General features: G+C 57.1%; 20 protein-coding genes. 8 read left to right on the plus strand and 12 right to left on the minus strand.

Translation table 11 applies throughout. From position 1 onward, the window contains the following. Window positions 1–272 (minus strand): hypothetical protein (locus tag HNQ59_RS19505; RefSeq protein WP_221320261.1); only part of this gene is annotated, 272 nt, incomplete at its 3' end. Window positions 273–344: 72 nt separating this feature from the next. Between HNQ59_RS19505 and HNQ59_RS14860 the strand changes: the two genes are divergently transcribed. Beyond that, window positions 345–1,325 carry a hypothetical protein gene (locus HNQ59_RS14860; RefSeq protein WP_184041115.1) on the plus strand — a complete coding sequence of 327 codons (981 nt, stop codon included), beginning with the start codon at window positions 345–347 and terminating at the stop codon, window positions 1,323–1,325. A gap of 146 nt (window positions 1,326–1,471) precedes the next feature. On the opposite strand, the gene HNQ59_RS14865 is transcribed toward HNQ59_RS14860, so the two are convergent. From HNQ59_RS14865 to tsaB, 6 genes are all read right to left on the minus strand, one after another. Continuing rightward, window positions 1,472–2,578 carry an acyltransferase family protein gene (locus tag HNQ59_RS14865; RefSeq protein ID WP_184041116.1) on the minus strand — a complete coding sequence of 369 codons (1,107 nt, stop codon included), beginning with the start codon at window positions 2,576–2,578 and terminating at the stop codon, window positions 1,472–1,474. 44 nt (window positions 2,579–2,622) lie between these two features. Further along, the gene (locus HNQ59_RS14870) at window positions 2,623–3,531 is read right to left on the minus strand and encodes a putative 2OG-Fe(II) oxygenase (protein ID WP_184041117.1); all 909 of its coding nucleotides are present in this window, start codon (window positions 3,529–3,531) and stop codon (window positions 2,623–2,625) included. A 376-nt stretch (window positions 3,532–3,907) separates the two neighbouring features. Next, the gene (locus HNQ59_RS14875; protein ID WP_184041118.1) at window positions 3,908–6,538 is read right to left on the minus strand and encodes a TonB-dependent receptor domain-containing protein; all 2,631 of its coding nucleotides are present in this window, start codon (window positions 6,536–6,538) and stop codon (window positions 3,908–3,910) included. Window positions 6,539–7,066: 528 nt separating this feature from the next. Continuing rightward, window positions 7,067–7,945 (minus strand): uracil-DNA glycosylase, encoded by an 879-nt coding sequence (locus HNQ59_RS14880; RefSeq protein WP_343074291.1) that lies wholly within the window; start codon window positions 7,943–7,945, stop codon window positions 7,067–7,069. Beyond that, a complete protein-coding gene (rimI, locus tag HNQ59_RS14885; protein WP_184041119.1) occupies window positions 7,942–8,385 on the minus strand; it encodes a ribosomal protein S18-alanine N-acetyltransferase in 444 nt (147 codons plus the stop codon). Before rimI ends, HNQ59_RS14880 begins: the two co-directional genes overlap by 4 nt. Continuing rightward, window positions 8,382–9,062, minus strand: a complete 681-nt coding sequence (tsaB, locus tag HNQ59_RS14890) for a tRNA (adenosine(37)-N6)-threonylcarbamoyltransferase complex dimerization subunit type 1 TsaB (protein WP_184041120.1) — start codon at window positions 9,060–9,062, stop codon at window positions 8,382–8,384. The genes rimI and tsaB overlap by 4 nt, the downstream gene beginning before the upstream one ends. Window positions 9,063–9,306: 244 nt before the next feature. Here tsaB and HNQ59_RS14895 point away from each other — a divergent pair, with 244 nt between their 5' ends. Beyond that, on the plus strand, window positions 9,307–10,902 hold the full coding sequence (locus tag HNQ59_RS14895) for a sensor domain-containing diguanylate cyclase (RefSeq protein WP_184041127.1): 1,596 nt from the start codon (window positions 9,307–9,309) through the stop codon (window positions 10,900–10,902). Window positions 10,903–10,934: 32 nt separating this feature from the next. On the opposite strand, the gene HNQ59_RS14900 is transcribed toward HNQ59_RS14895, so the two are convergent. Together HNQ59_RS14900 and HNQ59_RS14905 are read right to left on the minus strand one after the other, a co-directional pair. Then, window positions 10,935–11,078 (minus strand): DUF3149 domain-containing protein, encoded by a 144-nt coding sequence (locus HNQ59_RS14900; protein ID WP_184041129.1) that lies wholly within the window; start codon window positions 11,076–11,078, stop codon window positions 10,935–10,937. A gap of 87 nt (window positions 11,079–11,165) precedes the next feature. After that, complete coding sequence (locus HNQ59_RS14905; RefSeq protein WP_184041131.1) at window positions 11,166–11,546, minus strand: DUF4286 family protein; 381 nt, start codon at window positions 11,544–11,546, stop codon at window positions 11,166–11,168. Window positions 11,547–11,669: 123 nt separating this feature from the next. Between HNQ59_RS14905 and rlmM the strand changes: the two genes are divergently transcribed. The 3 genes from rlmM to HNQ59_RS14920 all read left to right on the plus strand — a co-directional run bounded on the left by rlmM (window position 11,670) and on the right by HNQ59_RS14920 (window position 13,806). Beyond that, entirely contained in the window at window positions 11,670–12,746 is a 1,077-nt protein-coding gene (gene rlmM / locus HNQ59_RS14910) for a 23S rRNA (cytidine(2498)-2'-O)-methyltransferase RlmM (RefSeq protein WP_184041133.1), read from the plus strand. A 143-nt stretch (window positions 12,747–12,889) separates the two neighbouring features. Beyond that, entirely contained in the window at window positions 12,890–13,327 is a 438-nt protein-coding gene (gene mscL / locus HNQ59_RS14915) for a large conductance mechanosensitive channel protein MscL (protein WP_184041135.1), read from the plus strand. Then, window positions 13,327–13,806, plus strand: coding sequence for a YiiD C-terminal domain-containing protein (locus tag HNQ59_RS14920; RefSeq protein ID WP_184041137.1), 480 nt, complete (start codon window positions 13,327–13,329; stop codon window positions 13,804–13,806). Before mscL ends, HNQ59_RS14920 begins: the two co-directional genes overlap by 1 nt. Here HNQ59_RS14920 and HNQ59_RS14925 read toward each other — a convergent pair. Next, window positions 13,803–14,753 (minus strand): RsmB/NOP family class I SAM-dependent RNA methyltransferase, encoded by a 951-nt coding sequence (locus HNQ59_RS14925; RefSeq protein ID WP_184041139.1) that lies wholly within the window; start codon window positions 14,751–14,753, stop codon window positions 13,803–13,805. The two genes, HNQ59_RS14920 and HNQ59_RS14925, sit on opposite strands and share 4 nt — an antisense overlap. A 131-nt stretch (window positions 14,754–14,884) precedes the next feature. Between HNQ59_RS14925 and HNQ59_RS14930 the strand changes: the two genes are divergently transcribed. From HNQ59_RS14930 to HNQ59_RS14940, 3 genes are all read left to right on the plus strand, one after another. Continuing rightward, window positions 14,885–15,340, plus strand: a complete 456-nt coding sequence (locus HNQ59_RS14930) for a ribonuclease domain-containing protein (protein ID WP_184041141.1) — start codon at window positions 14,885–14,887, stop codon at window positions 15,338–15,340. Further along, window positions 15,331–15,603: a barstar family protein gene (locus HNQ59_RS14935; RefSeq protein WP_184041143.1), complete on the plus strand. Its 273-nt coding sequence runs from the start codon at window positions 15,331–15,333 to the stop codon at window positions 15,601–15,603. Before HNQ59_RS14930 ends, HNQ59_RS14935 begins: the two co-directional genes overlap by 10 nt. A gap of 167 nt (window positions 15,604–15,770) precedes the next feature. Beyond that, window positions 15,771–16,955, plus strand: a complete 1,185-nt coding sequence (locus HNQ59_RS14940) for a class I SAM-dependent rRNA methyltransferase (RefSeq protein ID WP_184041145.1) — start codon at window positions 15,771–15,773, stop codon at window positions 16,953–16,955. A gap of 123 nt (window positions 16,956–17,078) precedes the next feature. On the opposite strand, the gene HNQ59_RS14945 is transcribed toward HNQ59_RS14940, so the two are convergent. Next, window positions 17,079–18,278 (minus strand): branched-chain amino acid ABC transporter substrate-binding protein, encoded by a 1,200-nt coding sequence (locus HNQ59_RS14945; RefSeq protein WP_184041147.1) that lies wholly within the window; start codon window positions 18,276–18,278, stop codon window positions 17,079–17,081. A gap of 97 nt (window positions 18,279–18,375) precedes the next feature. Then, window positions 18,376–21,990 (minus strand): trifunctional transcriptional regulator/proline dehydrogenase/L-glutamate gamma-semialdehyde dehydrogenase, encoded by a 3,615-nt coding sequence (gene putA / locus HNQ59_RS14950; protein ID WP_184041156.1) that lies wholly within the window; start codon window positions 21,988–21,990, stop codon window positions 18,376–18,378. Window positions 21,991–22,303 lie beyond the last annotated feature (313 nt).

Raw genomic sequence — 22,303 nt, forward strand, 5'->3', positions numbered from 1 at the left:
CCGAGATCAAGACCGACAGCCGCCGTGTCATCGACTACCTGCTGTCCCCGATCAAGGAGGTCTTCAGTGAGGCTATTCGCGAGCGATGAGGGGTAGATATGGCTGGTGCCGCCCATCGCGCAGTTCAGGATGGGCTGTGCGATAGGCGGGTGCAGGCCGCTTCCCATGTCGTGAGCGAGGGCTGATTGATCCGACACCCCTGGTGCGGATTGCTCAGCAAATCGGGAAGTGCATTCGAGTTGTTGTAAATCGATTTTAAATTGTGCCTGCACATGAGGTGGTGGTCCGGATTCACGAGGGAACCTGTCCGCAAGCCGCACTCTGTTCGGGTGGAAAGGCCCAGTATGTTTAAAAAGCTTTCTTCTTTATTCCAACGCCCGGCTACCACCGATGAGAGCCCAGTGGGGCATGTGATGTTGAACGGTGAAAAGGTTGCGGTAAGGCATTCCCAGTGGCCGAACCTCTACGCGCTGGGAGATAGCGGTAAGTTGAATGTCAGTCGTACTGCATTTTTCCCGCCAAGCAATGGCTGCGTGGATTTGCAACCCGGCCAAGTCGAGCCAGTAGCGCGACTCTATCGTGAGTTTCTCGAAAACAGAGCAGTGCTATTGCGTGGTATTTCGTCAACGCACTTTTCCTGGAATGGAGTCGTAGGAGATGGGATCGTCAAGTCCGGAGGGGATGCAGATATCCCCGAAGGAACGATGACTGACAACCCGGATGAACCCAAGACCCGTTGGCTGCCCTCCGCACTCGAATCGGATCGGGGGGCGTTGGAGATGGTTTCAGGTATCTGCCTTGGGAATCACAACGCGACCATGCGTGGTGCGATGGCACCAGACACCCAGCGGGACGATGTCCTGCTGGGCGCAATGTTACGTTTTGAAGCCGGGGTGGATCGCAATCTGGCCATCAGTTATCTCTATGATGGTGAGATCGTGGTAAGGGGGCCGTTGGAGCGTGATGACTTCACCATCTCCCATCTGGTGGTAAGTGATAGCGGAAGCCCTTCTGGTTATAGCTCTGTGCCCTATGGTGGAACGGAGTGGGATGATGATCTGGGAACCGCTGCGCCATATGATGTGGCTGAGCAGGATGGGGAGATTTCCCGTGAAAGGACTCGGATGTGGATGGACGAGAGCGTCAAGAAAATGGCAAGCCTGCGTCAATCCCAAGCGATATCACCCGTTCCCGCCTTGCTTGCAGCGGATAGGTTGATCCAATCAATGGTCGGTATGCCCATTGCTGGGATGGGGGCGGAGCTGACACACAATCTGATGCCGGCCAAATCTACGGCGGTGGATCTGGTGCCCTCCCGGCTCTGAGCGGTTGCCCAACGCCTCGATGGTGTATAGGACAGCCGCCCTGTTGGTGATCAGCCAATAGGGCGGTTTGTTTTGTGAAGGGGTATCGGGCCTTGGCTTGGTTGACGTGACTTCATGGCCTGTGTCATCCCGGTCTGGGTGGCAGGCTATGGGGCGTTTTGCTGGGCCACTGGGTTCGTCTGCAATGGCAGGTATGCATTCAGCCACTTTTTCAATTGGTCCTTTTGTTGCTCGGTCACCCGGCCAAGCAAAATGGTGCAGACCAAGGTGATGAATACGATCATCAAATAGTAAGTGATGTGTCGTCGATCACCCGGAATGGCCATGTGCCAGAAGAACAGAATGGGTAGGTGAAACAAGTAGATCGAGAAGGTATAGCTGGATGCCTGACGAATCGCCCCTCCGGCGTATTTGAAACAACCGGCGAATTGATCCGCAATGGCGCGAAAGCCCAGGAAGCTGGCGCTGATGATCAGCGCCAACAGGTAATCGCCCAGGAAATGCTTGGAAAAGTGCAGGCGTGTGTAAAGCCAAGTGCCCAGCCATTGTTCGGTGTGCTTCGATAGGATTTTGCCGATATCCCACCACTGGTATGCCAGAATGCCAGCCAGCGAGCCAAGCCAGAGCAGCCAGCCAGCTGTCTTGGCAATGCGGTGGCCTGCCCGCCAGTGATACAACACCACGCCCAGCAGCCAGATCGGTGCCAGCAACAGGATTTTCGGGCCTATCACCAACGCAGCCAAGCCCAGCCACGGCCAACGGCGGTGAGCAGGGGCAAAGCTCCAGATGGAAAACAGCAGGTAATACGCCATTTCATAGCACAGCGACCAATACGCAGAGTTGGAAAAAGGCATGATTGAGATCAGCCACAGCTCGTTGGTGAAGGTCAGGCTGGCTGCGATACGGATCAGACCATAATCGTGGGTTGTCACATCGCCCGCGTAAAAGGCCGGGGCAAACTGGCTGCCGGCCCAGTCCATGATCGGGGCCAGCAAGGTGGCGGGCAGGGCTACCGAGTAGATACGTGCCAGACGGCTGATCCAATACGTGCGGGCGGTATTCTCCTTGGTGTCGGCCACATATGCGATGACATAGCCGGACAGCAGGAAAAAGACGATCACCGCGTTGTGCCCAAAGGACTGGGGTAACAGGCTGGTTTCAACTAGGCTGCGCATATTGGCGTGAGAGAGCAACACCGCCAAGGCAGCAAGCAGGCGCAGCAGATCCAGATAGAGCGAAAAATGTCGGTTCATGCACGTCCTGTGCGAGAGGGGGCAGCGGATCTGCCCGTCTGGGATCAGATGCCTTTGCGTCTGGCTTCGAAGCGCTCACTGGCGAGTGCGGTCGCGTGACCGACCGCCGTGCTGACATGGCGGCGCCAGGCGTTGAATGAAAGCGGGTTTTCCACCTTACGGGCCAATAGCTGGCCGGGAATTCTGGTCAATGCATACAGTTTTTCCGGCAGCTTACGTTTGGCGATCATCAGGCCGCGGAAGTTTGTCCACCACCAGTCTGACTGTTGCATGAACTCTTCCAGTCGTGGCACGCCAAAGCCTGGGTGGTAAAGGTTGAAGGCGATGGTGATGCGCTGGGTGTCGCCACCATATACTTCCACCGAATGCATCAGGCTGGCTGGGAACATCAACATGCGCCCGTTGCGAGGCGTCATCAGATAATCACGCCGTAGTGGGTCTGCATTCTGGTTGGTGTCGATCGCAACGCGTGTCCAGTCCTCAAATCGGGTGCGGCCCCCGCCGGCGTGGCCAGATTCGATATCCCCGACGTTGACGTAATAGACCCCGGAGAAAAAGGAATGTCGGCCCAGGTGATCGTGGGTGCGGTTGAAATGTCCTTTTTCATTGACATTGGCCCAGGCGCGGATTTTCCAGCCACTGTCGAATGCCGGGTCATCACGGCCAATCTGTCGGATCACATATTCTTTCACCAGGGTCAGGATACGTGCTATCAGCTGCTGGGTGGCTGGGTCTCCCCATTCCTGCAGATTGGTATCGGACTGCCAGCCGCCACGATTGGTCTTGACCACGCCGGTCGTCGTCTCGCGCTTTTGTAGGACAACATCGCGCAAAGCCTCATTCAGTGCTTGGCTGTCTGGCCAATCAAAATAGATGACGGGCGATGGGAACAGCAGTTCAAGCGTTGCTGTTGACACATTGGCTTGGTTGTCGAGCTGTGTATGCGCGTTCATGATTGTGTGGTTGCCTTCAGATGGGCAGGGTTTTATCTAAATATTATAAAAATCTTATACTTAAGTAACCTTCGCTTGACGCGAGCATAGAGCAATCATTGCATGGCTGCAATATGGCGGTGGGTGATCAGGGGGCGGGAAAATAGAATGGTAGTGGCGAGGGATCAAAGGTCTGGAGCGCAATGGATTGATTTTGTTGATGCGCTGTGGGCTGGCTTGTTTGTGTTGCACGGCAGCCTGGTTATAAAAACTGAGGCAATATCGGCCTCGAAAAAAGAAAACGCCCGATGAGAACATCGGGCGTCAAAACCTGGATAAGGTTGCTTGGCGTAGTGGATAAGCGTATCAACCTTGTTCAGGATGGGGCATCATGCGCTTATTTGAACTGGTACCGTGCATTGGCGTAGAAGATACGTCCGATCCGGTCTGTTGTGGCACCAGCAAAGCTGTCTAGATTGATCAGGAACGGCGGGGTCTTATTGAATAGGTTCTTGATCCCGGCGTTCAAGGTCAGACTGCGGATACCACGATAGTTGAAGTTCGCATCGAAGATGGTGTAGGCACCGACCTGTCCATCAAGGCTTGGATCGACAAAACGTGGGTCGGATACATCCAGTGTCCGTGCAACGGTTTTGGCCTTGAGCGAGCCATCCCAAGCTTTGTTCGAATAAGTGATGGTGAACGCATTGCGCCATCTCGGGGTGTCATAGCCACCAACGCGATTTGAGGTTGGGCCGTCTTCAACAGTCGATTGCTCTAAATGCAGCAGGTTGTTGAAGTCATCCCGCAACGTCAGCTTACCCCATTCGCCCAGGGAAATATCGTAGCGCAGCTCCAGATCGTAACCTTCGACATCTGTGCGGCCAACATTTCGGTAAGGGCGCAGCATTCTGAACAGACGACCGCGCTCCAGGCCCGGGAAGCGTGCTTCGAGCGCCTTGTTACGGGGGTCACGTTCGATCAGACGCGCCAGTGCTGGGTCTTTGTCTTCGTTATCCAGCATGTACTGGGCATCCAGAAGCTGGACGGTGTCTCTTTGCAGGATACGGAACCAATCCAGGCTGGCGTAGAGATTCTGCGTGGGTTGCAGGGCGATCCCGAACGACATGTTCTTGGATTTCTCGGCTTGCAGATCTTTGTTGCCAACCAGTTTTTCCTCTGGGAAATAAACGCATTGCGCTTTGGTCAGCTTCAGCGGACGGCATCTTACCCAGTCAGCAACGCCAGCGTTGAATGACTTGGTCTCCTTCATGTAGAGCTGGGGCAGTGTAGGCGCCTTGAACGATGTAGTGATGCCGCCTCTGACCAGTACTTGATCAGATGGCTTGAACAGCATCGCCAGTTTCGGGTTGGTGGTGCCACCGAAATCGCTGTAACGGTCATGGCGTGCAGCCAGCTGGATCTCCAATTGCTTGATTGGTGTCAGGCTGAATTCACCATAGATGGAGTGCAGCTTACGATCACCTTCGCTTCTTGTGCCGCCCCAGTTCTCAATGTTGTTGGCGGCCAGTTGGGCATCGGGGATATCTGCCATTTTTTCCTTGCTGGTGCTGGCGCCCCAGGCAAAGCCGACTGAGCCTTCGCCCAGCTTGAAGAGTTCACCATTGGACATCTTGACATCGGCCACTCTGATCTCTGAAGTGGCTTCGCGGTGCACATCAGTCAACAATGGTCTGACCAGCTCATCAGGGTTCCATGCGGCAAAGGGGTCATATCCACCATTGAAGTAGGCATCCAGCACCTTATCTTTCAACAATTGCTTGTAGTCGATGGAGGTGATTTTGTTCTTGCTGTAATACAGTGCAGATTCAAGATCCCAATTACCAAAGGTGGAGCGGATGCCGATCAGGCCACGGCTCATATCGGACGTGGTTTTGTTGCTGCTGATCCCTGCCTCATAGACGGCACGGAATACCTGCAACCGCTTGCTGTTGGTGATGCCGTTGATCTCCGAGCGATACGCGGCGTCGCCAGGAGCTAGCATATGTGAGGTACCTGTTTCTATGGAGCGATAGCCGGTGTCGTAGTCGGTGACGTTGCGATTCAAGGCCAGCTCAGCGAACAGCTGCGTGTCGCTGCCTAGCTTCTGGTTATAGAGGGCTGCCACAGTAGTACGGGTTGCCCGAGGTTGCAGCTGAGCAAAGTCTGCGCTCTCATAGCGGCAGTAGGTGTCACCCCGATCATCAGTTGCGATCCGGTCTGCAGGACAGCCTGGCATCGCCTCGCGGAAGGGAGCCTCATCAAACCGCATGAAGCTGCCGGGGAAGATATTGGTCGCTCGACCATCTGCGCCGCCGTACTTTCTACGGTCAGCCGATTTGGTCAGTGTGTGTTTTTTGCTGAATGTGGGCTCGCGATGGTAGGCATCCACTGTCACCAGCAAGTTACGGCCATCTTCTTCGAGGTTGCCAAAGCCGCCTGTCAGGTTGGTGGACAGCTCCTGGGTGTCGCCATCCAATGTGGCGCCTGTACCCACCGATGCCTCAAAGCCTTGGTAATTGCGACGGGTTTTGAAGTTGATCACCCCAGCGACCGCATCAGAACCATAGATGGCGGATGCGCCATCTTTGAGGATTTCGACCTGTTCAATGGCCGACACCGGCAGGCTGTTCAGATCGACGAAGGTGATATCTGCGCCCAATGCGAAGGCGTAGTTGGCGATCCGCCGACCATTCAACAGCACCAGAACGTTCTTCGAACCCAGCCCCCGCATGCTGGCGGCAGCTGCGCCAACAGCGTATGAACCATTGTCATCGCCAGTGAAAAAACCGCTGACGACAGGCAGCTGACCCAGCAATTCAACCACGGTGGTGGCACCGGTCTTTTCGATTTCGGCGCGCTTGATAGTGACGACCGGAGCTGGGCCTTCTTTGTTGATGCGCTTGATGCTTGAGCCAACGACTTCAATGCGTTCTGCTTTTTTTGGTGCGTCGTCAGCCAGTGTTTGGTAGGAAGCGGTCAACAGACCCGCCGTGGCCAGTGCTAAGGAAATAGGTTTGAGTCTCACGTGTCCCTCTTCAACTCTCTTTTGATGCGATAGAAACATGCCTTCCGTGCAGAAGGGCATCGACAGCCAGAGATCGATAAAGAGGCGTTCAAGCGTAGAGCATGATGTGATGATCATGTCGGCTTGACTGGTGAGTTTGTATATTTATTTAATCCAATATAAAGATGGAATGATTGCGTAGTGGTTATATTCCATTTTTCATATGGATTTGTACGTTGATTACCTTCGGTGGGTATTCAATCGTCTCCTCGATCCCTGCTGATTGACAACCTAACATATGTAATTGGTAATGTAAAATGCATGATGCAACGCTATCTTACTTTACTGTCTGTCAAGTAGCCCCCGCCATCGCAGTTTAAAATAGCTACATGGCGATATTCTTGTAAGAAAACATCGCAGAATGCGTATTTTTGAGCAGAAAGCCTAATTTTGGGATATCCGGGCCGGGTCTGCACCTGCTGGGGGCGCACATGATCTGTTTCATCAAGCCGGGTTGTAGGCATTGCATCGAGCGGCAGCGCTTGGGTGTCATTGCTGGAATGTCTGCCGCGCCAAGCACAGATCTTCCCAGGCTTTGGCTTTGTCGGGCAGATTCCGCAGCAGATAGGCAGGGTGGTAGGTGATGATCAGTGGGCGGCCATGGTACTGGTGCACTTGACCGCGCAGGCTGCCAATGCGAGCGTCGCTCTTGGTCAGGCTTTGTGCTGCAAAGCGGCCCAGAGCAATGATGATCTTCGGCTGGATCAATTCGATCTGACGTAACAGAAATGGCTCGCATTGGGCGACTTCATGCGGGTCAGGGTCTCGATTTTGAGGAGGGCGGCATTTGAGCACATTGGCGATGAACACATTGTCACCCCGCTTCAGGCCAATGGAGGCCAGCATGTTGTCGAGCAGCTTGCCAGCTGGGCCGACAAACGGCTCGCCCCGTCTGTCCTCTTCGCCGCCAGGCGCTTCGCCGACAATTAGCCAATCTGCCTGCGGATCGCCCACGCCAAAGACGGTGTTCTTGCGTGATTCACACAGGCGACAGGCGCGGCATCCGGCGATCTCTTGCTGTAGCGTCGGCCAGTCAAGCTGTTGGATATGCGCTGTGCGGGCAGTCGCGAGCGGCAATGCTTCCGCAGTGGTCTGCGGAGTGGCCACGCGTGGGGGCGCAACACGGGGTGGCGGGGTGCCAATGCGGGTGGGCGGACTGGCAGGTGCGCGAGCCGGGGCCCTTGCCGACGGTGTGCTGCCAGGTGAATTGGCCGGGGCGGACTCGATCGGTGCAATAGGGGCAGGTGTCTCGACTTCGGTCAGGGCCTCTGCAAAAGGTGATCCGTCATCCAGATCATCACCTTGGTCACGCAGACGCCAAATCGGGCCCAGGCCCATCTCTTTGAGCAACAGATGCCGCCGGATCACAACAGCAGCTCCATCAACACGGCGTGCTCACGGCCTTGTTTGGCGGGGTAATAGTGTTTCCGCTCGCCGGTACGGTTGAAGCCAGCAGCGTGGTAAAGCGTCTGCGCGATGATGTTGGAGTCCCGCACTTCCAGCAGCATGACGGTCGAGCCATGCTGGCGGCTGGCTTCCACCGCGAAATCCAGCAGTGCCCTGCCTAGCCCTTTGCCTTGGTATGGTTTGGCGATGCTGATGTTCAGCAGGTGTGCTTCGTCAACGATATATTGCAACAGGCAATAGCCGACCAGAGTGTCTCCGCATCGGGCGATCCAGCCATGATGTCCCGCTTTGAGTGAGTCCAGGAAATTGCCGTGGGTCCAAGGGTAGGGATAGATCTCGTTTTCAATGGCCAGGATCGGATCGAGATCGGTGGCTTGCATGCGAATGAATTCAAGCTTCATTTGCGGGGCTGCTCGTGAATGGTCAGCGCAACCTTGTCACGCAAATACAGCAGGGTTGCTTCATGGGCGGGCACCCCTCGCCCGGCTGTCAGCTCGATGGCAGCCAATTCGGCAATGGCGCTGGCGTGCGGGAAGCGGTTGTCGTCAACCGAGTCGAGCTGTGTGCCATATGTCGCGTGCAGGCTGTCGGCAAATGCCTGGAAGCCGCTGCCGACGCCATGCCAGCGGGCGTCAGGCAGTGCGGGTGTCGTGCCAGGATCATACAAACCAGGTGCGATCACGGTTTGCCACCCACCTTCATGCCGCTCATAGGCCGCGAAGTACATCTGGTTCATGCGGGCATCAATGCTGCTGATGACGTGATCGTGGCCGGTGTGTTGAGCCAGGGCCAACAGGCTGTTGATGCCAACCACTGGCAGTTGATGTGCAAAGGCCAAGCCTTGGATCAAACCACAGCCGATGCGCAAACCGGTGAAAGAGCCCGGGCCGTTGCCAAATGCCAAGCCATCCAGTGCCGCCAATGTCAGGCCGGATTCATCCAGAACGTCGCGAACCATCGGGAGTGTCAATTCAGAATGTTTTTGCCCGACGCGGCAATCATGGCTGGTCACGATGCCATCATGCCACACGGCGACCGAGAGGAATTCTGTTGAAGTGTCGAGAGCTAAGAGTTTCACGGGGCGATTGTACCACTTGAGGCAGGCACGCTAAACCCAGATTGTAGTAGGGTCATTAGAATCGGTGATGGATATGGATTCGCAAATAGGTTTTTTTTCCAGCAGCCCAGGCCAAACCGCGCTAGAGTGTGCCGAAACCATCCGGGTGGTGGCATGGTTTCGGCGCGAGACATGAAGCCGCGCCGACCAAACCTTGGTTGCCAGGCTTCGCTGGCGTATTCGCAAATCACTCAGTACCTGCACTATGGCTTCGATACAGCGCCAAACCTTTGCGGCGCAGGAACGACGTATCCCATTGTACCGGCAGCAGCAGACGCTTGAGCTGGATACCCTGCCAAGTGTGCTGTTGACCGATGATCTGCGCATCCTGGCCTGTAACCAGGCATTCTGTGACTGGCTGGGCCTGCCAGAGCAGGCTCTGCCATCAGGGATCGGTCTGTCTGGCTTGCCGGGGGCTTCATCTCGATTGTTGCTGTTGCTTGAACATATCGCATCACCGATCCGGCGCTTTCAATCCAATCAGACCTTCATTGTACAGCCGTGGCTGAATGGAGCATTTGTCGTGCATGTCTGCACAAAGGCAAACCCGTCATCGACACGGCCAACTGCTGATGGCGGCTCCTATCTGACATTGGCGCAAGCCAGTGTCGGGGTTTGGGAGTTTGATCCGGGCGCGACACGTTACCATTGCGCCCCATCCTGGTGGAGCTGGCTTGGTTATGCCTGCGACTCGGATGCCTGTTACGAATCCCTGGTCCACCCGGATGATCTGGATCAGGTGCGATTGCAAAGAGGGCGTTGCCTGCGCAAAGAACAACCCCAGTTTGCTTGCGAGCTGCGTGTCAAGGCTGCGTGTGGCGGGTGGCGCTGGGTATTGTCCAGAGGACGTTTGATCGAGATGGCAGGGCGGCCTCGGCTGATGGGGGTGGATATTGATATCTCCGATCTGAAAAGTGCGGCGCAACAGCAACAGCTGTTTGCCTGTGTGGTGAATGTGATCCCGCTGGGGGTGATGGTGTCGGATGTGAACGGGCGGATTCAGATGGTGAATGCCGCCTTTACTCAGATCACCGGTTACCAGGCCGATGAGGTGCTGGGGCAATCTGCTGATCTGCTGAATTCGGGCATCCACCACGCCGTGTTCTATCAGCATATGTGGTCAGCAGTCAGTAAATGCGGCACCTGGAGCGGGGAGGTGTGGAACCGCCGGAAAAACGGCGATATCTACCCAGAATGGATGACGTTGATCTGCCTGCGTGACAACCAGGCACGCATCACACACTACGCGGCGGTATTTGAAGACATCACCGAGCGAAAACGGCAGGAAGAGCGGATGATGCACCAAGCCTATCATGATCCGCTGACGGATCTGCCCAATCGGGTGTTGTTCAATGATCGGCTGGAGCATGCGATCGTTCAGGCAAAGCGAACCCGGGAAAAGGTCGGCGTGATGTTTGTCGATCTGGATGGATTCAAGCCAGTCAACGATCAGAATGGACATGATGTCGGCGATGAGCTGCTCAGGCAATTTGCGCATCGATTGCAACATTGTGTCCGGGCGGGGGATACGATTGCCCGCCTGGCGGGGGATGAGTTTGCGCTCATCGTTCCCAAGATCAGCTGTGACGAAGACCTGATCCCGATTGCGCAGAAAGTGCTGCAATCAGCCTGTCAGCCGTTTGTCGTCAATCAAACCCGCTTGGCGGTTGGGGCCAGCATTGGTATCAGCCTGTTTCCGGATCATGGCGACAATCCGTTGACCTTACTCAAGCATGCCGATCAGGCAATGTATGCGGCCAAGCATGCTGGGCGGCATACCTGGCGCTTTTTCCGTGGATAGGCACTGCCGACGGGATGTCCGGTGGGCGTGGATCAGCGGCGGACGGCGGCTTCTTCCTCTTTGACGTGTTTGCGCACAAACCAGCCGATATATCCTCCCATGCCAATGACGACGGCAATCACGATAGCACTCATGATTCCAAATTCTGATGAGAAGAGTTCTTTCCACAGCTCCATGATAGGCTCCTTACTGAAATAACCATTTCTTATCAATGGTTATACGCCTGCAGTCATGGATCTGGATTGACGCAAATCAACCCTTGATTATTTCCACTCGCCGAGCTGCCACCAGATGGATCGGGTCACGCTGACCCCTGTCGGGAAATGTTCCAGAAAATCGGCACGGAAGTCGGGTGCGAAATCGTCCAGATAACGATTCAACTCGACCTTGGCGCGTGCTTGAAAGCGGGTGCGGAAGCGGCCCGCTTCCTCTTCCTCAAAGGTGATGCCGATGAAACAACCGGTATCGAATATGTCAGGGATATGGCGGTGGCGCATGTAATCGGCAACGGCTTCCCGCCATTCTTCTTCTACAACCAAGGTGACTTCGTAAGTCAACATGAGGGCGATTTTCTCCTGAATGATGGCATGGTGCGCTGGGTGGGCAAGCGCGACCACAGCCGGGTCCTGTTGATGCGGTTTCATTGCGCACCATTATTGACGTGCGATGCCTATTCTGTTGCTGGATGAAAGCAGTACCTGCGATGAAACCATGTCAACAGAGCCGGGCCAGAACGTATAATCCTTTCATTTTCGCGTTTTCCTGACATGGCCGCAAACTTTACCCCTGCTTCTCTGCTTGTTTATTGTCGCCCTGGTTTCGAGCCCGAGGCCGCAGCTGAATTGATCGACCTGACCTGCCAGCTGGGGTTGGACGGGCGGATCGACACCGGTGTGGATGCCGGGTATGTGCGGTGGTTGCCTGATGAGCCCGCGTCATTTGCTAGGCAGGCGGGCAAGCTGCGATTCGAACAGCTCATGTTTGCACGACAGTTACTGCTGGCCGGAGATTGGATCGACACCGGTGAGCAAGATCGTTTGACGCCGGTACTGAGCGCACTTGCACCCCATGCAGGGCCCTTTGCCGGGTTGTGGCTGGAGGGGCCGGACACCAATGATGGCAAGGCCTTGTCGAGTTTTTTCAAGCGTTTTCAACCCAAGCTGGAAACCTGCCTGACCGAGTCAGGCAAGCTGACACCCGTTGACGAGCGGCGCCCGCGCCTGCATTTGTTCTGGACTGACAAGCAGCGCTGCATCCCTGGCATTGCGTTGGCGGGCAACCGCAGCGATTGGCCGATGGGCATCCCTCGCCTGAAGATGCCGTTCGAGGCACCAAGCCGCTCCACGCTCAAGTTGGCGGAAGCCTTGATGGTGTTGTTGGGGGAGCAGGAGCTGCGTGAACGGATGCGGGCCGGGCAGCGGGCGGTCGATCTGGGCGCCGCCCCGGGTGGCTGGACATGGCAGCTGGTGAACCGCGGCTTGCGGGTCACGGCGATTGACAATGGGCCGCTGAAGGGCAGTCTGGTCGGTGATTCATTGGTCCAGCATCTGCGGGTCGATGGGTTCAAATATCGCCCGAAAAAGCCCGTGGATTGGCTGGTGTGCGATATGGTGGAAAAACCCGCCCGTATTGCGCAACTGATGGCCAGCTGGCTGGCTGATGGCGATGCGCGACAGGCGATTTTCAATCTGAAACTGCCGATGAAAAAGCGTTTTGACGAAATCCACAAGTGTATCGGCATCATCGAAGACACACTCGCTCGCTCAGGCAAGGGGCACATACTGCGCATTCGCCAGCTGTATCACGACCGTGAAGAGGTGACCTGTTTTTTGGCCCGGATATGAGCCGACATGGTGCTGGGCAAGGGATTGCAACAAGGCATTGTTTCGCTTAGCCTTACATAAGGCCCGGTCGTCACGGTTTCTGGGTGGGCGATGAAAGTGTTGCAATCGGGTCACGACTTGGCATGTTCATAATAGGGGGATACATGTTTAAAGAATTCAAAGAATTTGCCATGCGTGGCAATGTCATTGATCTGGCGGTCGGGGTGGTGATCGGCGGTGCATTCGGCAAGATTGTCGATTCGCTGGTGAAGGATATCATCATGCCACCCATCGGCCTGATTCTGGGCAAGGTCGATTTCTCCAATCTGTTCATCACCTTGAAGGAAGGCAGCAAGGTTGCCGGCCCTTACGAGACGCTGGATGCCGCACAAAAGGCAGGGGCGGTCACTTTGAATGTTGGTGTATTTGCCAATGTGTTGGTCAGTTTCATCATTGTGGCGTTTGCCATCTTCTTGTTGATCAAGGGGATCAACAAGATGCGTCGTGAAGAAGCCGCACCAGCACCCGCAGAGCCGCCTCCTACACCAGAAGAGGTGTTGTTGTTGCGTGAGATCCGCGACTCACTGAAAAAGCAGTCGTGATGCCGTTGGATCAACAAAAGCCGCTCTCAGAGCGGCTTTTGACATTGACGGCGCAATTGCGGGAGCAGATTCCATTGGCGGAGGCCATCGATCTGTATGTGACTGATGCTGGTGATGCACAGCTGACCATCGCCGCTCCCTTGGCTGTCAATCGGAACCCACATGGCACAGTCTTTGCCGGCAGTGCTGTGTCGGTGGCCATCCTGGCTGCATGGTCGCTGCTGGATGGGCGGTTGCGCTCGATGGAAGGGGAGGCTCAGCTGGTGCTGCAGCGCAATACCATGGCCTATCTGCGCCCCATCGATGGCCCCTTTGCCGCTACGGCACGCCTGCAGGACGAATCGGCTTGGTTGCGTTTCCAGTCCATGCTGCAACGAAAAGGCCGCGCCCGGATCGTCATGACATCGGTGATCATGTGTGGTGAAGCCGAGGCGGCGGTGTTCGAGGGGGAGTTCGTCGCCTTGCGTGCAATGGCCTAAACCGACCTCAGCTTTTTCAATTTGCACAAGAAAAAGCCGTCCATCCATGCATTGGGCAGAATCCGCCGTGCGAGGGTGACACGGGGGTGGAAGGCCTTGCCCTCCCATTCAGGTAAGCCTGCCTGCCAGTTATCGATCGGCAGCTCGATCGGCAGGATTTCTATCGCGTCGCCAAAGCTCTTCAGTTGGGCTTCGATGATCTTCTCGTTTTCTTCTGGTGAAAAGCTGCAGGTGCTGTAGACCAGTGTGCCCCCTGGCTTGAGGCTGTGGATCGCCGCATTCAGAAGCCGCTTCTGTTTGTGGGAAACCTCTTTGACCTTCTGCAGGCTCCAATGGGCTACCGAGTCGCTATCGAGGGCATCAAAGCGTGCTTCAGAGGAGCAGGGTGCATCCAGCAAGACTTTATCGAACATTTCCGGGCATTTTGCCCCGACCGAGCGTCCATCGGTCATATAGGTGCGGGCGATGGTCACGCCTTGCTGTTGCAGATTGGCTTTGAGACGGAAGAAGCGATCCTTGACCGGCTCCACCGCAGAGAGGACGCCTTGGTTCTGCATCAGCGCGGCCAGTTGGCAGGTTTTGCCGCCGGGGGCTGCGGCCAGATCCAATACGGTTTCGCCAGGTGATGGCGCCAATATGATCGGCGCCAGCTGGCTGGCCAGGTTTTGTACATAGATCCAGCCATCGTAAAACGCTGACGTTTCGGTGAGCGCCCGGCGCTGCGTGGCTGGAACAAAGTAGGCTGTCGGCTGCCAATCGATGGGGGCGGGTGTCAGGCCCGCAGCCTGCAGTGTTTCACACAGTTGTGTGGGCGTCGTTTTCAGGGTGTTCACCCGGAACACGGTCGGGGCTGGCTGGCTGAAACTGGCCAGGACGGTCTCCAGTCGTTCAGGTGGGACGATGCGCTGCAGGCGCTCGACGAAAATAGCGGGTAAAACGGTATTCATGACGAGGCGTTGACACAAAAAAACGTTAAAATCGCGGCAAGCATATCATTGAATGGGTAGCCTCATATGGCCTGACATGGGGAGGTCGATCAGCTATCCCATTCCACATTATCGAATACTAAAGGTGATTCATGATTCGACGCATATTGCTACCATTTTTCATGGGCTTGATGTTACCGGGCTGGGCGTGGTCAACCCCCACTTGCCGGGAAGCGGCGGAGTCATTGAACCGTTATCTGGACGCCAAGATCAATGCTAAAGAGCTGGCGGATATGCTCACGTCACTCAATCAAAGCAACAATCAGAAATTACCGCCCCAATTCGTGACCAAGCAACAGGCGAAGGAGGCTGGCTGGCGACCTGGTAAGGATCTCTGGTCGGTGCCTGGGTTGCAGGGCAAATCCATAGGCGGGGACCGGTTTGGCAACCGTGAGGGCAGCCTTCCACAAGGCAAGTGGCGTGAGGCGGATCTGGACTTCCATGGCGGCAAGCGGGGCGCAAAACGTCTGCTGTTCAGTGCCGATGGTCAACGCCAGATCACCGTCGATCATTATGAAACCTTTACCGAGGTACCAACATGCCGTTGATCCATTGCAAGCTCAATGAAATCCAGAGTATGCAGCAGTTCTATGAGGCGCTGTATGCCCAGCTGGGGCTGCCCAAGCTGACCGGGCGCAATCTCGATGCGCTATGGGACATTCTCAGCACCGATATCGAAGGCCCGATCGAGATCCACTGGCCGACGGCTTATCAAGACCGTCATGCCTTGGGTGAACAGGCCGCAGCTCTGTTCGAGCTGCTGGATGACGTGGCGGATGAGCGGGACGACATGACCATCATACTGGGCTGATGCAGCGGCTGGCTGGTGGCGGGGGCAGGTGTGCATGGCTCGCCCTGGCTCTGTTGATACGAAGTGGCCGTCCGTGTGGCGTCGCACCTGGGATGCCAGTAGAGGTTCGGCTATGAAAGCCCGGTTGCACCGCCTACAATAACGCGTTTTTCGAATCGAGTAGGATCATGAACGCATTGCTCAAGCTGAAGCCTGGACGCGAGAAATCGCTGCTGAATCGGCACCCATGGGTGTTTTCCGGGGCGATTCAGCACATGGATGGTGATGCAAAAGCCGGTGACACCGTGACGGTGCGGGCTGCTGATGGCCGCTTTCTGGCGTGGGCTGCGTACAGCCCACAATCGCAGATTCGGGCTCGCGTATGGAGCGTGCATGAGCAGGAAGTGATCAACGCTGATTTCTTCCGCCGCCGCCTGCAGGCGGCCTTGGCATTGCGGCAAGATCTATTGCCCGCCTCGCTGAATGGCCAGCGTCTGGTTCATGGTGAATCGGATGGCCTGCCCGGCCTGGTGGTGGATCGCTATGATCAGGTGCTGGTGATGCAGGTGTTGTCTGCCGGGGTGGAAGCCTGGCGTGAGGTGATTGCCGACCTGTTGGTGGAATTGACCGGGATCCGGAACGTGTATGAGCGCTCTGACGCTGATGTGCGTGGTTTGGAGGGGCTGGCGGAACGGAGCGGCATTCTGCGTGGCGCCTTGCCTGCCGAGACAGTGATCGATGAGTATGGCGTGCGTTACCAGGTGGACATCGCGGGTGGGCAGAAGACGGGCTTTTATCTGGATCAACGTGTCAACCGGCGTCGTCTGGGTGAGCTGGCGGAAGGCCGAAAGGTATTGAATTGCTTCTGCTACACCGGTGGCTTTTCGCTCGCAGCCTTGCGGGGCGGAGCTGCGTCGGTGGAGTCAGTGGACAGCTCGGCAGAGGCATTGGTCACGGCACAGGCCAACCTGGCCTTGAACGGATTGGATGCCAGCCGTGCCAGCTGGGTCGAGGCGGATGTGTTCAAATACCTGCGGCTGCTGCGTGACAAAGGTCAGAGCTACGATCTGATCATCCTTGATCCACCCAAGTTTGCCCCCACGGCACAGCATGTCGAGAAAGCCGCCCGCGCCTATAAGGATATCAATCTGCTAGGGCTGAAACTGTTGAAACCTGGTGGGCTGCTGGCAACATTCACCTGCTCTGGCGGGATGGATGCGAGCCTGTTTCAGAAGATCATTGCGGGTGCAGCAGTCGATGCTGGTGTCGATGCAAAGATCATCGAGCGTTTCACGCCAGATGTGGATCACCCCGTGGCGCTGAGTTTCCCGGAAGGGGACTATCTGAAAGGGCTGCTGGTCAAGCGTGGCTGAGGTCTGGGTTGCGCTGACGCGGGTCGGGGACGATCCGGTCATCCTGCGACTGTACCCAATCATTGAACAGACAAAACGGCATCTTGTGATGCCGTTTTGTCTGGGTGGAAGGCAGGCTGCCGATCAATTGCCGCCCACTGTCTCCAACACTGTCCATTGGCCTTTTTCAACCTTATAGACGGTGATGTCGCCCGCTTTCAGATCGCCTTTTTCGTCATAGGCGATTTTGGTCGAGGTGACACCCTGGTTTTCAATTTTCGCCAATTCAGGCAGGTATTTCACAGGGTCAGTCGAATTGGCCTTTTTCATCGCCGCGATCATGGTCATGGTCGCGTCATAGGAGTACGGCGAATACAGCTCCATGCTGCCGAACTTGGCTTTGACGCGGCTTTCGAAGTCCTTGCCGCCGGGCATCTTGTCCATTGGGACGCCGGCCAGCGATGCCACTACGCCTTCAGCCTCGGCGCCCGCCAATTGCAGGAAGGTCGAGGTGCGGGTCATTTCGCCGGACACCAGGGTAGCCTTCAGGCCCAGGCGCTTGAGCTGCTTGGCCAGGGGCGCAGATTGCGCATCGGCTCCGCCGTAGAAGATGGCGTCTGGCTGCGATGCCTTGATGGCAGTCAAAATGGCGGTGAAATCGGTTGCTTTGTCGTTGGTGAACTCGCGTTTGACGATCTGGCCACCGGCAGTCTTGGCGGATTTCTCGAATTCATCGGCTAGACCTTGGCCATAGGCGGTGCGGTCATCGATGATCGCGATTTTCTTCAAGCCGAGCTTGTTCACCACGAATGGCCCCATTACGCCACCTTGCTGGGTGTCGCTGGTCATGGCGCGGAAGGTGGTCTTGAAGCCTTGCTGGGTGTAGGCTGGGGCGGTGGCCATGGCAATCTGTGGCAGTCCGGCATCGGAGTAGATCTTGGAAGCTGGAATCGAGGTGCCGGAGTTGAAATGGCCGATGACCCCGCTGACTTTGGCATCCACCAAGCGTTGCGCCATCTGCGCGCCTGTTTTGGGGTCGGCTTGGTCGTCTTCCGCAACCAGCTCGAATTTGATCTTCTTGCCGCCGATTTCCAGTTTCTGCGCGTTGGCATCTTCAATGGCAAGCAGGATGCCATTCTTCATGTCGGCACCGTAATGCGCTTGGGGGCCGGTCAAGGGGCCGGCAAAGCCCAGTTTGATCACGTCGGAATCGCCAGCCACGGCGGGGGCACTGGCAGGTGTTGATGCCTGACCTGCCTGCTGTTCTGCCTTCTTACCGCAGGCGGTGATGGCCAATGCTGCGGTGACGGCCAGGCCAAGTGTTCGCAATGTGGAGTAATGCATGGTCTACCTCTTGTGATGATTGGGTTTGACTGGTACGTCGCCAGCCAGGAAAAAACACCTTTGCCAAGCGGCCCAGGGTTGGGCCGCTCCAATCTTGTCATTCACCGATACTCATCAGGCTGGCATTGCCGCCGGCTGCAGTGGTATTGACGCTGATCGCACGCTCGGCCACCAGCCGATAGAGATCGTAGCGGCCCTCGTGATCAGGGCGGATCATCGGGATCAATGCGCCATCGCGCTTGGCCAGAGTGCGTTGCAAGGCCAGGGCGCTGGCGTGGTCACCATCATGCAGCACGGCCAGGATCGCGCCTTCTGCCTCGGGCGCTTGGCTGGTGCTGGCTACATCCCCCAGCGCTTCAGCCAGTGCACGGCCATCCGAGCTGCTGGGGAGCACGATATGGTTGCCGCAAGCGAGCGCGGCAGCGGCCTGCAATGCCAGGTTGTTCAGCCCCTCGGCCAGGCAGGCGACCCGCCCGCGTGGTGCAAAGCCCAGGCTGTTGCGTTCGCCGGTGGGGCCGTTGAGTAAGGCCTCACGCCGTAACGGGCTGGCAGCCTCGTATTCGAAGATGATGGCCTGTAGCTGATCGCGCTGGCCTTGTGACAGGCTGCTCAGTCTGGCCTCTGCCAAGCGCTTAAGCCCGGTCAGCTCGACCACGCGAGCCGGTTTGCCGATCTGTGGCTGTGCGGTGGTATGGGTCAGTCGATGCAGGTAGAGGGGGCCACCCGCCTTGGGGCCGGTGCCGGACTTGCCCTCCCCACCAAATGGTTGCACGCCGACCACAGCACCGACGATGTTGCGGTTGACATAGATATTGCCAGAATGCACCTGTTGGGTGATCTGATCGATGGTTTCGTCGATCCGGCTGTGCACGCCATGGGTCAGGCCATAGCCCGTTGCATTGATGTCGGCAATCACCTGATCCAGCGCTGAGCCGTCAAAGCGGACGATATGCAGCACTGGGCCGAATACTTCACGTTCCAGCTGGCGGATGTTGTCGATCTCGAACAGGGTTGGTGCGACAAACGTACCTTGCTCGCAGGCCTTGCCCAAGGGGGCTTGGTAGTGCCATTTGGATTGCAGCTTGGTTTTCTCGATATGGGCCTGCAGATTGCGCTGGGCTTCCTGGTCGATGACCGGGCCGATGTCGGTTTCCAACAGGGCAGGGTTGCCGATGCGCAGCTCTTGCATGGCGCCTTTCAGCATGGTGATGACCTTGTCCGCGATGTCACGTTGCAGGTAGAGCACCCGCAACGCCGAGCAGCGCTGGCCGGCGCTGTCGAATGCCGAGCTGAGTACATCGTTGACCACCTGTTCTGGCAACGCCGAGCTGTCAACGATCATGGCGTTCATACCGCCAGTCTCGGCAATCAACAGCGGGCTGTCGTCGCGCGCGGCCAGCGTGCGGTTGATCAGCTGGGCGACTTCGGTCGATCCGGTGAACATCACCCCGGCAATGCGCGGATCACGGGTCAGTGCCGCGCCGACGATTTCACCTGTGCCGGGCAGGAATTGCAATACATCCTGTGGGATGCCCGCTTCGTGAAGCAGGCGCACCGCTTCGGCTGCGATCAATGGGGTCTGCTCTGCAGGCTTGGCCAGGACAGGGTTGCCCGCTGCCAGGGCGGCGGTGACCTGGCCGATGAAGATTGCCAGGGGGAAATTCCAGGGGCTGATGCAGACCATGGGCCCGCGCGGCGTGGCCTGACTCAGCTCTTGTCGGGCTTGGGTGGCGTAGTATCGGCAGAAATCAATGGCCTCGCGTACCTCCGCAATGGCGTTCGGCAGGGATTTACCCGCTTCACGCACCGCCAGCCCCATCAAGGTAGACATCTGTTGCTGTAGCAGATCGCCCGCCCGCGCGATGCAGGCGGCACGGTCCGCAGCGGGGACAGCAGCCCAGCGGGGCGCTGCCGCTGCTGCCATATCCAATGCCTGGCTGACCTGCTCGGGGCTGGCATCCACCACATGGCCCACTATATCGTCCCGATTGGCCGGGTTGTGGATGGGCTGGGGCGTGCCTCCCAGCGCCAAGCCGCTTCCCAATATCGGTGCGGCTTGCCATGGGCGGGACTCACTGGCGCGCAATGCGACGCTCAGCCCAGACAGCTTGAATTCGTTCGACAGATCCATCCCGTCTGAATTCGGACGGCTTTCGCCATACAGCCCTGATGGCAGCGGGATCTTGCCATGTGGTTGACCAGCATGTTTGGCGGCCTCGGTCACCTGATCAGCAATCAGCTCGTCGATCGGCACGGCTTCATCGACGATCCGGTTGACAAAGGAGGTATTGGCACCGTTTTCCAGCAGGCGGCGCACCAGGTAGGCCAGCAGTGTCTCGTGTGAGCCGACCGGAGCGTAGATACGGCAGGCTTTGCCCAGCTTGTCCTGGCCCACCACTAAGTCATAGAGTGTTTCACCCATGCCGTGCAGGCACTGGAATTCATAATCCTTGCCTTCGCCCAGCTGGTGAATGGCCGCCAGCGAGTAGGCATTGTGGGTGGCGAATTGTGGGAAGACGGCATCTTGCGCGGCCAGCAGTTTCTTAGCGCAGGCCAGGTAGGCGACATCGGTGTATACCTTGCGGGTATAGACTGGATAACCCTCCAGCCCATCGAGCTGGGCCCGCTTGATCTCGGCATCCCAATAAGCGCCTTTCACCAAGCGGACCATAAAGCGGTGCCCGCTACGACGGGCTAGGTCGATGATCCAGTCAATCACGAAAGGACAACGCTTCTGGTAGGCCTGCACCACAAAACCGATTCCATTCCAACCCGCGAAGGCCGGGTCCAAGGCCAGGGCTTCGAGCAGATCCAGTGACAGCTCCAGCCGATCGGCTTCTTCCGCATCGACGTTGAAACCGATGTCGTATTGCTTGGCCAGCAGCAGCAAGGATTTGATGCGGGGAAGCAGCTCATGGGCCGCCCGGGCATGCTGTGCACGGCTATAGCGGGGGTGCAGCGCAGACAGCTTCACCGAGATGCCTGGCCCGGCATAGACGCCGCGCCCTTTGCTGGCCTTGCCGATGGCGTGGATCGCCTGCTCATAGGCTGTGTAGTAGCGCTGGGCGTCTTCATCTGTCATGGCAGCTTCGCCCAGCATGTCATAGGAGAAGCGGAAGCCGCGAGCCTCGCGTTCCACGCCATTGCTCAGCGCTTCGTCGATGGTCTCGCCGGTCACGAACTGCTTGCCCAGCATGCGCATGGCCAGATCGACCCCCTTGCGGATCAGCGGCTCGCCGCCTTTGGCGATCATGCGGGTCAGCGCGCTGGACAAGCCTTTTTCACTGTTGGTCGAGACCAGCTTGCCGGTGATCAGCAAGCCCCAGGTGGCGGCATTCACAAACAGCGATGCGCTTTGCCCCAGGTGGGCCTTCCAGTCTCCTTTGGAAATCTTGTCGCGGATCAGGCGGTCGGCGGTTTCCTGATCAGGAATGCGTAACAAGGCCTCGGCCAGACACATCAGCGCGACCCCCTCAGTGCTGTCCAGCGAGAACTCATGCATCAGCGCATCGACGCCACTGGAGCGAGTCCGTTTCTCGCGGACGTCAGTCACCAGTTTGCGTGCCAGCGCCTGGATCGATTTGACCTGTTCGGCTGACAAAGCAGCCTGGGCCAAGATGGCCTGGACACATTCACGTTCATCACGTCGGTAAGCAGCGGTGATTGCGTCACGGAGTGCGGATTGAGGGCGGGACAATTCGCCGAATTGCATGAGGGGTCTCCTGCCGGTCACGACCTTTGGGTGCGCCGTCGGTATTATTCATGTTATACAGAGGCTTGGAATCAGGCCTTCAATCAAGAACCTGCTCACCATCTTGTCGCGCGACAGAGATCAAGGCAACGTTGCGCTATCAAGACACCCATTCATAAGTCTGCATATGGTGTCTGGTTGGGCACGTCACCCATTTGACGATCGCTTATGATAGATATAGAACAGGTTCCAATCAGGCAGCGGATTTCAAGTTGGATTGATCCTGTCAGCTTGGCCTGCCGTACCTGCACGGAGGCCGTGATCAGCCAGGATT

Source organism: Chitinivorax tropicus (assembly GCF_014202905.1).
In the GTDB taxonomy this organism is placed as follows: Bacteria; Pseudomonadota; Gammaproteobacteria; order Burkholderiales; family SCOH01; genus Chitinivorax; species Chitinivorax tropicus.